Genomic DNA, 12,827 nt, shown 5'->3' with positions numbered 1-12,827 from the left:
CGAGGCGTCCGGCACGAGGCATCCGGTTCTTCCCGATACACCCCCGAAGACCTTCCGATTCACAGAATCCACTTTCCCAGTCAAGCACCGCGAGGAAACAATGAGCGAACACATCCACCACGTCACCGACGCCAGTTTCGAAGCCGAGGTCATCAAGGCCGACCTGCCGGTTCTGGTCGATTACTGGGCCGAGTGGTGCGGTCCGTGCAAGATGATCGCTCCCATCCTCGACGAAGTGGCCCGTGACTACGCCGGCAAGCTGCGCGTGGCCAAGGTCAATATCGACGAGAATCAGGAAACGCCCGCACGCTTCGGCATTCGCGGCATTCCGACGCTGATGCTGTTCAAGGACGGCAATGTCGAGGCGACGAAGGTCGGCGCCCTGTCGAAGTCCCAACTGACCGCCTTCCTGGACAGTCACCTGTAACACCTACCCCGCGGCGGGCGCGTATCCGCGCCCTGCCCGCCGGAGCGGAAGACCGCTCCATCTCCCCACCCCGCCTGTCGCACATCTTCACCATGCACCTTTCCGAACTGAAAGCACTCCACGTAAGCCAGCTGCTCGAAATGGCCCAGTCCTTCGAGATCGAAGGCGCCAACCGGCTGCGCAAGCAGGAACTCGTGTTCGCCATCCTGCGCAACCGGGCGAAGAAGGGCGAGAGCATTTTCGGAGACGGTGCGCTGGAGGTGCTGCCCGACGGCTTCGGTTTCCTGCGTTCGCCGGAAGCGAGCTATCTGGCGGGAACCGACGACATCTACGTGTCGCCGAGCCAGATCCGCCGCTTCAACCTGCACACCGGCGACACCATCGAGGGTGAAATCCGCACGCCGAAGGATGGCGAGCGCTATTTCGCACTGGTCAAGGTCGATCGCATCAACAGCGAGCCGCCGGAAGCGACCAAGCACAAGATCCTGTTCGAGAACCTGACGCCGCTGCATCCGACCGAGCCGCTGAAACTCGAACGCGACATGCGCGGCGAAGAGAACACGACCTCGCGCGTCATCGACATGATCGCGCCGATCGGCAAGGGCCAGCGCGCGCTGCTGGTGGCGCCGCCGAAGACCGGCAAGACGGTGATGATGCAGCACATCGCGCACGCGATCACCGTGAATCACCCGGAAGCGTTGCTCATCGTGCTGCTGATCGATGAGCGCCCGGAAGAAGTGACCGAGATGCAGCGTTCGGTGAAGGGCGAAGTCGTTGCCTCGACCTTCGACGAACCGGCCACCCGCCACGTGCAGGTCGCTGAAATGGTGATCGAGAAAGCCAAGCGTCTGGTCGAGCACAAGAAGGACGTGATCATCCTGCTCGATTCGATCACCCGCCTCGCCCGCGCCTACAACACGGTGCAGCCGGCCTCCGGCAAGGTGCTGACCGGCGGTGTGGACGCCAACGCGCTGCAGAAGCCGAAGCGCTTCTTCGGCGCTGCGCGCAATGTCGAAGAAGGCGGCAGCCTGACCATCATTGCCACCGCGCTGATCGAAACCGGCAGCCGCATGGACGACGTGATCTACGAGGAATTCAAGGGCACCGGCAATATGGAAATCCATCTTGACCGGCGCATGGCGGAAAAGCGCGTCTATCCGGCGATCAACGTGAACCGCTCGGGCACGCGCCGCGAAGAACTGCTGCTGAAGCCGGAAATCCTGCAGAAGATCTGGATCTTGCGCAAACTGCTGTACAACATGGACGATCTCGAAGCGATCGAATTCCTGCTCGACAAGATCAAGGCCACCAAGAGCAACGGGGAGTTCTTCGACGCGATGCGTCGAGGTTGATCACCTGCGCCGCCTTGAGAGAAAAACGCCGCTTGACGCGGCGTTTTTCATTTCCACCTCCAGCGGTGCTCAGGCGCGCAGCGCCTCGACCACCGACAGCACCTCGCCCGGCGAATTGAGCGCATAGCCCGGGAGCGTCGACACCGCGCTCGCAAAATCAGGCGACCTCAGCGCATCGAGCATGCGCTGCATCGACGGCAGTTCCAGCGTTTCCAGCCGGCAGGCGAGAAAGTAGTGCTCCTCGGCGACCGGCACGAAATCGAGCTTGAACTGGCTGGCGGCTGCTTCGACGCCGAAGCCGGTGTCGGCCATGCCGCTGGCAATGTGCGCCGCCACCGCCGCGTGCGTGAATTCCACCGTTTCATAGCCGCTGATGTTGTCCGCATCAAGGGTCTGTTCGGCCAGCAGCAGGTCGAGCAGCACACGTGTGCCGGCGCTGGCCTGACGATTGATGAAGCGCACGTCGGGACGCACGAGGTCGCGCAGAGAGCGGATGTCCAGCGGATTGCCGGCGGCCACGAACAGGCCCTGAGTGCGCGTGACCAGGCGGATCACGCGGTGCGCGCGCGGCTTCAGGTAACGACCCAGCCGCGCCGCCAGCTCCGGCGTGACGCGACCGCTCGGCAGGTGGAAGCCGCAGATGTCGCAACTGCCGCGTGACATCGAACCCAGCGCGTCAATCGACCCGAGGTACTGCAGTTCCAGCCGCACGCCGGCCACCCGCTCCATCAGTTCAGGCATCAGCGCGATCGCATACCCATGGCTCGCATGCAGCCGCAGCACCGGGTGGGTATCCATCAGCGCCGCGTTGATCTCGCGGTCGATCTCCACCGACAGGTTTTCCAGTTGCGGCGTCAGTCGCGCCTGGATGCGCTGCGCCGCCCAGGTCAGCTTCTCGCCCAGCGGCGTCAGTTCCGCCCCCTTGCCCTGCGACAGCTCGACCAGCGGCGTGCCGAAAAAGGCCGACCAGGTGCGGATCAGGTTCCAGCAGTGGCGGTAGGAGAAATCGACTTCGCGCGCCGCCTCGGTCAGCTTTCCGCTGCGTTGCACGGCCGCCAGCACGCGGAACAGCAGCGGGTCGATCTCGCGGCCCTCGGCGTTGCGGAAGCGCCATGCAGGCTCGATCTGGATGCGCATGTTAGGCATTTGTTTTCATATCGTTAAAAGCAAGACCGGCTGCTAACCTCCGTTGCGAAGCCATTATTGGACCTTGATGGTGGCTGATTAGCAATTATGAACAAGAGTTCCAATTAGGAATTCAGCAGGAGACAGAGAGCCATGTCATCGCACCACCCCGCTCCCGGTGTCGACGGGCGACAGCTTCAGTCGCTGGTCGACCGCCACGCCGATCTGCCCGGCGCGCTGCTGCCGATGCTGCACGCCATCCAGGACGAATTCGGCCACGTGCCGGAACAGGCCGTCCCGGTCATCGCCAGGGGGCTGAACCTGTCGCGCGCCGAAGTGCATGGCGTGATCACCTTCTATCACCACTTCCGCAGCCACGCGCCCGGCCGCCACGTGGTGCAGGTCTGCCGGGCGGAAGCCTGTCAGGCCGTCGGTGCCGTTGCGCTCGAAGCGCACGCGAAGAAATGCCTCGGCATCGACTTCCACGAAACGACCGCCGACGGCGCGGTGACATTGGAGGCGGTGTACTGCCTCGGCAACTGCGCGGTCGGCCCGTCGTTGCGGGTCGATGACGATATCGTCGGCCGTGTCACACCGGAGCGCCTCGACGCGATCGTTGCGGAGCTGCGCACGGAGGTGAGCGCATGAACACCCGCATCTACGTCCCCGTCGATTCCACCGCGCTGTCGCTGGGCGCTGACAAGGTGGCGCAGGCCATTGCTGCCGAGGCGGCAAAGCGCGGCATCGCGATCGAGCTGGTACGCAATGGCTCGCGCGGCGCCTTCTTCCTCGAACCGCTGGTCGAGGTGCAGACCCCCGCCGGCCGCGTGGCCTACGGCCCGGTGCAGCCGAAGGATGTCGCCGCGCTGTTCGACGCCGGCTTCGTCACCGGTGGCTCGCATGCGCTGTCACTCGGCCTGACCGACGAGATCGGCTATCTGAAGAACCAGGAACGCCTGACCAGCGCGCGCATCGGCCTCACCGACCCCTTGAGCCTGGACGACTACATCGACCACGGCGGCTTCGTCGGCCTGGACAACGCGCTGGCGATGAGCGGCGCCGACGTGGTGAAGGAAGTGACGGAATCCGGTCTGCGCGGCCGCGGCGGCGCAGCCTTTCCGACCGGCATCAAGTGGAACACCGTGCTCGGCGCGGTCGCCGACCGCAAATACGTGGTGTGCAACGCCGACGAGGGCGACTCCGGCACCTTCTCCGACCGCATGATCATGGAGGGCGACCCCTACTGCCTGATCGAAGGCATGACCATCGCCGGCATCGCGGTCGGCGCGACCCAGGGCTACATCTACCTGCGCTCGGAGTATCCGCACGCTTTCGCCACGCTGAAGGAAGCCATCCACCGGGCACGCGCCGCCGGGTGGCTGGGCGACAACGTACGCAACTCCGGCAAGGCCTTCGAACTGGAGGTGCGCCTCGGTGCGGGCGCTTACATCTGCGGTGAAGAAACGTCGCTGCTGGAAAGCCTCGAAGGCAAGCGCGGCATCGTGCGCTTCAAGCCGCCGCTGCCGGCGCACGAAGGCCTGTTCGGCAAGCCGACGGTCATCAACAACGTCATTTCGCTCGCCTCCGTGCCCACCATCCTGGCCCAGGGCGGCGCCTTCTACCGCGACTTCGGCATGGGCCGCTCACGCGGCACCCTGCCCTTCCAGCTCGCCGGCAACATCAAACGCGGCGGTCTGGTCGAGAAGGCTTTCGGCGTGACCATGAACGAGCTCATCCACGACTTCGGCGGCGGCACGCTGTCCGGCCGTCCGGTGCGCGCGGTGCAGGTCGGCGGACCGCTCGGCGCCTACGTACCGGCGTCGCAGTTCGACCTGCCGCTCGACTACGAGGAATACGCCAAGCACGGCGCGATGATCGGCCACGGCGGCATCGTGGTGTTCGACGACACGGTCGACATGGCGCACATGGCCCGCTACGCGATGGAGTTCTGCGCCATCGAATCCTGCGGCAAGTGCACGCCCTGCCGCATCGGCTCGACACGCGGCGTCGAGGTGATCGACCGCATCGTCGCCAACGAGCAGCGCGGCAGGAACATCGCGCTGCTGCAGTCGCTGTGCGACACCATGCTGAATGGATCGCTGTGCGCGCTCGGCGGCATGGCGCCCTACCCGGTGCTGTCGGCACTGAACCATTTCCCCGAAGACTTCGGCGTCGACAAGACCGAAGCGGCTTGAGCACGCGAGAATCCAGGAGAACAGCCATGTCATTACCCAGAGAAACCGATTACGGCACACCCGCGCGCGAATCGGAAAAGGAAGTCACGCTGTCGATCGACGGCATCGAAGTCACGGTGCCGGCCGGCACCTCGGTCATGCGCGCCGCGCAGGAATGCGGCAACAGTATTCCGAAGCTCTGCGCGACCGACAGCCTGGAGCCTTTCGGCTCCTGTCGCCTGTGCCTGGTCGAGATCGAAGGGCTCCGCGGCTATCCGGCCTCCTGCACGACGATTGCCGAATCCGGCATGCAGGTGCGCACCCAGACGCCCAAGCTGGCGGACATCCGCCGCGGCGTGATGGAGCTCTACATTTCCGACCACCCGCTGGACTGCCTCACCTGCTCGGCCAACGGCAACTGCGAACTGCAGGACATGACCGGCGTGGTCGGCCTGCGCGAAGTGCGCTACGGCATGAAGGGCAAGAATCACTTCGACCTGCTGTCGGCGCTGACCAAGGAAAAGGACGAATCCAATCCCTACTTCAGCTACGACCCGTCCAAGTGCATCGTCTGCAACCGCTGCGTGCGCGCCTGCGAGGAAACGCAGGGCACGTTCGCGCTGACCATTTCCGGCCGCGGCTTCGATTCGCGCGTCAGCCCGGGCGAAAGCCAGCCCTTCATGGAATCGGAATGCGTGTCCTGCGGCGCCTGCGTGCAGGCCTGCCCGACCGCGACGCTGATGGAAAAGGGGGTTATCGAGCATGGGCAGGCGGAGAAGAAGGTCACCACCACCTGCGCCTACTGCGGCGTCGGCTGCTCCTTCGACGCCGAAGTGAAGGGCACGACTGTGGTACGCATGGTGCCGAGCAAGGACGGCGGCGCCAATCACGGCCACTCCTGCGTCAAGGGCCGCTTCGCCTTCGGCTACGCCACGCACGCCGACCGCATCACCACGCCGATGATACGCAAGAGCATTGAGGACGCCTGGCAACCCGTCAGCTGGGACGAGGCGATCAGTTACGCGGCCTCCGAGTTCAAGCGCATCCAGGCGAAGCACGGCCGTGAATCGGTCGGCGGCATCACGTCCAGCCGCTGCACCAACGAGGAAACCTACCTCGTACAGAAGCTGGTGCGCGCCGCTTTCGGCAACAACAACGTCGACACCTGCGCCCGCGTCTGCCATTCGCCCACCGGTTACGGCCTGAAGCAGACGCTGGGCGAATCGGCCGGCACCCAGACCTTCGATTCGGTCATGAAGGCCGACGTCATCATGGTGATGGGCGCCAACCCGACCGACGGTCACCCGGTGTTCGGCTCGCAGATGAAGCGCCGCCTGCGCGAAGGCGCGAAACTCATCGTGGTCGACCCGCGCAGCATCGACCTCGTGCGCTCGCCGCACATCAAGGCGGAACAGCACCTGAAGCTGAAGCCGGGCAGCAACGTCGCACTGATCACGTCGATGGCGCACGTGGTGGTGACCGAAGGCCTGGTCAAGGAAGACTTCGTCCGCGAGCGCTGCGAATGGCATTCGTTCGAACAGTGGCGCGATTTCGTCGCCAAGCCGGAGAACTCGCCGGAAGCGATGGAACAGCACACCGGCGTACCGGCGGCCGACGTACGCGCTGCCGCCCGCCTGTTCGCCACCGGCGGCAACGCAGCGATCTATTACGGTCTCGGCGTGACCGAGCACAGCCAGGGCTCGACCACCGTCATCGGCATCGCCAACCTGGCGATGGCCACCGGCAATATCGGTCGTGAAGGCGTGGGCGTGAATCCGCTGCGCGGCCAGAACAACGTGCAGGGCTCCTGTGACATGGGCAGCTTCCCGCACGAACTACCGGGCTACCGCCACGTGTCCGACGCGGCCACGCGCGCGCTGTTCAAGGACGCCTGGGGCGTGGAACCACAACCGGAACCGGGCCTGCGCATTCCGAACATGTTCGAGGCGGCGATGGACGGCACCTTCCTCGGCCTGTACTGCGAAGGCGAGGACATCGTGCAGTCCGACCCGAACACGCAGCACGTCGAAGCCGCGCTGCGTGCGATGGAATGCGTGGTGGTACAGGACCTGTTCCTGAACGAAACCGCGAAGTTCGCCCATGTCTTCCTGCCGGGCTCCAGCTTCCTTGAAAAGAACGGCACCTTCACCAATGCCGAGCGCCGCATCTCGCGCGTGCGCAAGGTGATGCCGCCGCTGGCCGGCAAGGAGGACTGGGAAGTCACCTGCATGCTGTCGAACGCACTCGGCTATCCGATGGACTACAGCCACCCGTCCGAAATCATGGACGAGATCGCGCGGCTCACGCCCACCTTCCACGGCGTCAGCTACGAACGGCTGGACGAGCTGGGCAGCATCCAGTGGCCGTGCAACGAACAGGCACCGGAAGGCACACCCATCATGCACATCGACCAGTTCGTGCGCGGCAAGGGACGTTTCATGCTGACGGAGTACGTGCCCACCGAGGAGCGCACGTCGAAGCGCTTCCCGCTGATACTGACCACCGGCCGCATCCTGTCGCAGTACAACGTGGGCGCACAGACCCGCCGCACGCCGAATTCGATGTGGCACGACGAGGACCGCCTGGAAATCCATCCGGCCGATGCCGAAACGCGCGGCATCGACGAGGGCGACTGGGTGGGCATCACTTCGCGCGCCGGCGAGACGGTGCTGCGCGCGCGGGTGTCCGAGCGCATGCAGCCTGGCGTCGTGTACACCACCTTCCACTTCCCGGAATCGGGTGCGAACGTCATCACCACCGACAACTCGGACTGGGCGACCAACTGCCCCGAATACAAGGTCACCGCGGTCGAGGTGACCCGCGTGTCCCAGCCGTCGGAATGGCAGCAGCGCTACCGCGACTTCTCGCAGCAGCAGATCGGGCTGCTGCCGAAGAAGCGCGAGAAGGTCTGAGTCGTGGGCGCCGTGCAGGCTCTCGCCATGGGCGGTCCGCTGCTCGTCTGCGATGAAGCGGGTGAAATGAGCAGCGACACCGTGCTGCATCCGGCGCAGCGGCTGCGCAGCGCCGTGCGTGTCAGCGGGGGCGTGCGCACCGCCAGCGTCGAATGCGTGGCCGAAGAGGTGCCGGTGGCCATGGTGTACAACGGCATTTCGCACGCGGTCATGCTGGCCACGCCGGCCGATCTCGAAGACTTCGGCACTGGCTTCAGTCTGGCTGAAGGCATCGTCGCGCGCGCATCGGAGATCCACGACATCGACACGGCGCACCACGTCGATGGCATCGAGGTGCGCATGCAGGTGTCGAACCGCGCCTTCGAAGCGCTGAAGGCGCGCCGCCGCTCGCTGGCCGGACGCACCGGCTGCGGGCTGTGCGGGGTGGACAGCCTCGTCCAGGTGTCGCGCGAAGTGAAACCGGTGGCCGCGCGACCGTCGGTCGATGAAGCCGCCATCCACCGCGCCTTCGTCGCCCTGGGCGAAGGGCAGGCGCTGCACGCGCTGACCGGTTCGGTGCACGCCGCCGCCTGGGCGCACGCCGACGGCTCGCTGTTCGCGGTGCGCGAGGACGTCGGTCGGCACAACGCGCTGGACAAGCTGATCGGCGCCGTCGCACTGGCCGGCGTCGACACCGCACAGGGTTTCGCGGTCGTCACCAGCCGCGCCAGTTACGAAATGGTGCTCAAGCTCGCCAGCATCGGCGGCGGCCTGCTGGCCGCCATCTCGGCGCCGACCGGGCTGGCCATCGATCTGGCCGGGCGCACGGGCGTCACGCTGTGCGGCTTCGTCCGCGACGGCCGCATGGCGATCTACACCGAACCCCGAACCAGTACAGCAACGCGAACGGAATAGCAGATGGACATCCACAACCTCGTCAAGATGGCCAACCAGATCGGCCAGTTCTTCCACAGCTACCCCGACCACGACGAAGCGGTGCGCGAAGTCGCCGCCCACATACGGCGCTTCTGGGAACCCCGCATGCGTCGTGCGATCATCGATCACGTGAACCGCGGCGGCGACACCGGCCTGCTGCCGCTGGTCAGCGAAGCACTGCAGCACATGCAGGCGCAGGAAATCTCCACCACCTGAAAGGACACCTCACCGATGAGTTCACTGACGACGCTGCGCGACCTGATGGGTCTCGGCCACGAACCGGGCCTGCTTGCCGACGCCGCCCTGGTGATGATCGATTGCCAGAACACCTACCGTGAAGGCGTCATGCAGCTCTCCGGCGTCGAGGCCGCACTGCTCGAAGCACGCCGCGTGCTCGACCGTGCGCGCGAACTCGGCCGCCCGGTCATCCACATCCAGCACGACGCCGGTCCGGGCACGCCCTACGACGTCAATGCCGCGATCGGTCGCATCGCCGACATCGTCGCGCCGCAGGCCGGTGAAACGGTGATCATCAAGCACTACCCGAACAGCTTCGTGCAGACCCCGCTCGACGAGGAACTGAAGAAGCTGGGCGTGAAGCAGCTCGTGCTGGCCGGATTCATGACGCATATGTGCGTGAACTCCACCGCGCGCGGTGCCTTCAACCTCGGCTACGCACCCACCGTGGTCGCTGCCGCTACCGCCACGCGCGACCTGCCGCTGGCCGATGGCAGCTCGGTCCCCGCCGCCACGGTGCAAGCCGCCAGCATCGCGACGATGCGCGACCTGTTCGCCGCGATCGCGCCAAGCGCCGACGCGCTGGTGCGCTGAACCTCGACGGGGCAGGAAGAAGAGCCGGCTGCCGCCGGCTTTTTTTCGTCCATCGCCGCAGCACACGTCGAAATTCATCGTAGGATGATCCTGTATTCAACTTGATATAGGAAGAAGCATGAAACTCACCCGTCTGCTGCCCACCCGCCTCTTGTCCGCGCTCGCGCTGAGCCTCGTCGCCGGCGCCGTCCATGCGGACACCCTTGTCGTGTTCGCTGCCGCCAGCCTGACCAATGCACTGCAGGACATCGGCAAGACCTTCCAGACGCACTCCGGCCATACCGTGAAGTTCTCCTTCGCAGCGTCCTCAGCGCTGGCGCGGCAGATCGAAGCGGGCGCCCAGGCACAGGTCTTCCTGTCGGCCGACGAGCAGTGGATGGACTATCTCGCCGAGCGCAAGCTGCTCGCCGCGGGCACGCGCACCGACCTGCTCGGCAACAGCCTGGTGCTGGTGACACCGATCGACAGCAAAGCGTCGGTCACGCTGAAACCCGGCTTCGATCTTGCCGCGCTGCTCGGCGACGGTCGCCTGGCCACCGGCGATCCCGCCCACGTGCCGGTCGGCAAGTACGCCAAGGACGCACTGACCAAGCTCGGCGCATGGCAGGCCGCGGAGCCCAGACTGGTGCGCGCGGATTCGGTGCGCGCGGCGCTGGTGCTGGTGGAACGCGGCGAGGTGCCCGCAGGCATCGTCTACGCCACGGACGCCGCGGTGTCGCCCAAGGTGCGCGTCGCCGGCGTGTTTCCCGCTGACACGCACGCGCCGATCACCTATCCTGCTGCCATCGTCGCCGGGCAAGACACGCCGGCCGCGCGCGCGTTCATGCAGTGGCTGCGCGGCAACGACTCGACGGCGGTATTCACGCGGTACGGCTTCAGCATCAAATAGGCATAGATGAGCGACATCGAACTGGACGCCCTGCTGCTCAGCCTCCGTGTCGGGCTGGCCAGTACCGCACTGTGCCTGCCTTTCGCGCTGGGCGTCGCCTGGCTGCTGTCACGCACCCGCCTGCCCGGTCGCGCCCTGCTCGACGGCATCGTGCATGCGCCGCTGGTACTGCCGCCGGTGGTGATCGGCTACCTGCTGCTGATCTCGCTGGGCACGCGCGCGCCGCTCGGCGCCTGGCTGAAGAACACTTTCGGCATCCAGCTCATCTTCACCACCGAAGGCGTAGTGGTGGCCGCAGCGGTGATGGCTTTTCCGCTGATGGTGCGCGCGATCCGGCTGTCGCTGGATGGCGTCGACCGCGGCCTTGAACTGGCCGCACGTACGTTGGGCGCCAGCCGTATCGACGTGCTGTGCACGATCACGCTGCCGATGATGCTGCCGGGCATCCTGTCCGGCGCGATGATGGCCTTTGCCGCCAGTCTCGGCGAGTTCGGCGCCACCATCACCTTCGCCTCCAATATCGAAGGCGAAACGCGCACGCTGCCGCTGGCCATCTATACGGCCACGCAGACACCGGACGGCGATGCCATCGCGCTGCGCCTGGTCGGCCTTTCGATGGCGCTTGCCGTCGCCGCGATCATCCTGTCGGAATGGCTGAACCGGCGCACGCAGCGCTGGCTGGGGCGACCATGATCGAACTGCGCTTCGGCACACGGCTGGGGGCGCTCGACCTCGACGTCGACGTCACGCTGCCGTCGCGCGGCGTCAGCGCCATCTTCGGCCGCAGCGGCGCCGGCAAGAGCAGTCTGATCAACGCGGTGGCGGGCATCGTGCGACCGTCACGCGGACGCATCGCGGTCGGCGACCGCGTGTTCTTCGACGCCGACGCCGGCATCGACCTGCCGATCGAGGCGCGCGGCGTCGGCTACGTGTTCCAGGACGCACGGCTGTTTCCGCACCTGTCGGTCGCCGGCAACCTGCGTTACGGCCTGAAGCGCGCGCGCGGTCCGCGCCCGGTGGACTGGGACAGCGTGATCGACGTGCTCGGTCTCGCCCACCTGCTTGACCGCCGACCGCATCACCTGTCCGGCGGCGAGAAGCAGCGGATAGCACTCGGCCGCGCGCTGCTGAGTCAGCCAGGGCTGCTGCTGATGGACGAACCGCTCGCTTCGCTCGACGCGCCACGCAAGGCAGAGGTACTGCCGTATATCGAACGGCTGGCGCAGGAGTTCGCGCTGCCCGTGCTGTACGTGAGCCATTCGATCGAGGAGGTGACGCGGCTGGCCGACCATCTGGTCATCGTCAGCGAAGGCCGCACTGTCGCCAGTGGCGAACTGGCCGACATCATGTCGCGCCCCGAGCACTCACCGCTGATCGGTCGCTACGAAGCGGGCTCGGTGCTCGACTGCACGGTGCTGCAGCACAACGACGACTACGCTCTGACCACGCTGCGCTTCACCGACGGCCAGTTGCGCGTGCCGCGCATCGACCTCGACCCGGGCTGCGCGGTGCGTGTGCGCATCCGCGCCCGCGACGTGGCTCTCGCGCTGTCGCGACCGATGGATGTGTCCATCGTGAACAAGCTGCCGGGACGTGTCATCGGCATCACGCCCCGCGAAGGTCCATATGCCGATGTCGCCGTCGATCTGGGCAGCAGTTCGCTGCGCGCGCTGGTCACGCGCGAATCGTGCGACCGGCTCGGCCTGCAGCCGGGCACCGCGGTATGGGTGATGGTGAAATCGGTGGCGCTGGACAGCCGCAGCGTTGGCTTCAACCGACGTCCGCGTCCTGACGCTGCGCAGGCACCGTCGGCTGCGGATTGAGCGCTTCGTCCAGTTCGCGCAGCTGCAGCGCGACCGCGTCGGCCGTTCGTCGCTCGGCGGCGCGGAACACCGCGATCAGCCGCTCGCCGAACGGCGTCAGTTCGGCACCACCGGCGCCCTGCGAGCGCCCTGGGTAGGTCTTCACCACCGGCTCGGCGAACATGCGGTTCATGTCGTCGATCAGCAGCCAGGCACGCCGATAGGCCATGCCCATCGCACGCGCCGCACCGGAGATCGACCGCTCGCGCGCCAGATGCTCGAGCAGTTCAATCTTGCCCGGCCCCAGCCGCTCGCCATTGTGGAAATGCAGGCGCAGCGAAGCAGTGGAGCGCGGCAGCGGATCGTCTGGACGGTTCATGCGCCAAGTTTAGCGCGCACG

The 12,827-nt window shown here is 66.1% G+C and carries 13 protein-coding genes; 11 read left to right on the top strand and 2 right to left on the bottom strand.

The annotated features are described in order from the left end of the window. The first annotated feature begins 100 nt into the window (after positions 1-100). Positions 101-427: a thioredoxin TrxA gene (trxA, locus tag METRZ18153_RS0104795; RefSeq protein ID WP_008062188.1), complete on the top strand. Its 327-nt coding sequence runs from the start codon at positions 101-103 to the stop codon at positions 425-427. 92 nt (positions 428-519) lie between these two features. After that, positions 520-1,779, top strand: a complete 1,260-nt coding sequence (rho, locus tag METRZ18153_RS0104790; protein ID WP_019919371.1) for a transcription termination factor Rho — start codon at positions 520-522, stop codon at positions 1,777-1,779. Positions 1,780-1,848: 69 nt separating this feature from the next. On the opposite strand, the gene METRZ18153_RS0104785 is transcribed toward rho, so the two are convergent. Then, entirely contained in the window at positions 1,849-2,925 is a 1,077-nt protein-coding gene (locus tag METRZ18153_RS0104785) for a substrate-binding domain-containing protein (protein WP_232415968.1), read from the bottom strand. Between the two features lie 132 nt (positions 2,926-3,057). Between METRZ18153_RS0104785 and METRZ18153_RS0104780 the strand changes: the two genes are divergently transcribed. From METRZ18153_RS0104780 to modC, 9 genes are all read left to right on the top strand, one after another. After that, positions 3,058-3,552, top strand: coding sequence for a formate dehydrogenase subunit gamma (locus tag METRZ18153_RS0104780; RefSeq protein WP_020163651.1), 495 nt, complete (start codon positions 3,058-3,060; stop codon positions 3,550-3,552). Next, positions 3,549-5,099, top strand: a complete 1,551-nt coding sequence (locus METRZ18153_RS0104775) for a formate dehydrogenase beta subunit (protein WP_020163650.1) — start codon at positions 3,549-3,551, stop codon at positions 5,097-5,099. The genes METRZ18153_RS0104780 and METRZ18153_RS0104775 overlap by 4 nt, the downstream gene beginning before the upstream one ends. Positions 5,100-5,125: 26 nt before the next feature. Continuing rightward, positions 5,126-7,990, top strand: coding sequence for a formate dehydrogenase subunit alpha (gene fdhF, locus METRZ18153_RS0104770; protein ID WP_020163649.1), 2,865 nt, complete (start codon positions 5,126-5,128; stop codon positions 7,988-7,990). A 27-nt stretch (positions 7,991-8,017) separates the two neighbouring features. Then, entirely contained in the window at positions 8,018-8,884 is an 867-nt protein-coding gene (gene fdhD / locus METRZ18153_RS0104765) for a formate dehydrogenase accessory sulfurtransferase FdhD (RefSeq protein ID WP_020163648.1), read from the top strand. 3 nt (positions 8,885-8,887) lie between these two features. Beyond that, positions 8,888-9,121: a formate dehydrogenase subunit delta gene (locus METRZ18153_RS0104760; RefSeq protein WP_020163647.1), complete on the top strand. Its 234-nt coding sequence runs from the start codon at positions 8,888-8,890 to the stop codon at positions 9,119-9,121. A 15-nt stretch (positions 9,122-9,136) separates the two neighbouring features. Beyond that, positions 9,137-9,736: a cysteine hydrolase family protein gene (locus tag METRZ18153_RS0104755; protein WP_020163646.1), complete on the top strand. Its 600-nt coding sequence runs from the start codon at positions 9,137-9,139 to the stop codon at positions 9,734-9,736. 118 nt (positions 9,737-9,854) lie between these two features. Beyond that, positions 9,855-10,625: a molybdate ABC transporter substrate-binding protein gene (gene modA / locus METRZ18153_RS0104750; RefSeq protein WP_020163645.1), complete on the top strand. Its 771-nt coding sequence runs from the start codon at positions 9,855-9,857 to the stop codon at positions 10,623-10,625. A 6-nt stretch (positions 10,626-10,631) separates the two neighbouring features. Beyond that, positions 10,632-11,318, top strand: coding sequence for a molybdate ABC transporter permease subunit (modB, locus tag METRZ18153_RS0104745; RefSeq protein ID WP_020163644.1), 687 nt, complete (start codon positions 10,632-10,634; stop codon positions 11,316-11,318). Next, positions 11,276-12,448, top strand: coding sequence for a molybdenum ABC transporter ATP-binding protein (modC, locus tag METRZ18153_RS0104740; protein WP_232415967.1), 1,173 nt, complete (start codon positions 11,276-11,278; stop codon positions 12,446-12,448). The genes modB and modC overlap by 43 nt, the downstream gene beginning before the upstream one ends. On the opposite strand, the gene METRZ18153_RS0104735 is transcribed toward modC, so the two are convergent. Then, the gene (locus METRZ18153_RS0104735; RefSeq protein WP_020163642.1) at positions 12,396-12,806 is read right to left on the bottom strand and encodes a winged helix-turn-helix domain-containing protein; all 411 of its coding nucleotides are present in this window, start codon (positions 12,804-12,806) and stop codon (positions 12,396-12,398) included. The genes modC and METRZ18153_RS0104735 overlap by 53 nt on opposite strands. Positions 12,807-12,827: the final 21 nt, after the last annotated feature.

The organism is Methyloversatilis discipulorum (assembly GCF_000385375.1).
Taxonomy (GTDB): Bacteria; Pseudomonadota; Gammaproteobacteria; order Burkholderiales; family Rhodocyclaceae; genus Methyloversatilis; species Methyloversatilis discipulorum_A.
Note: the sequence above shows the minus strand (reverse complement) of the source record. Positions and strands in the feature narration are given on the sequence as shown.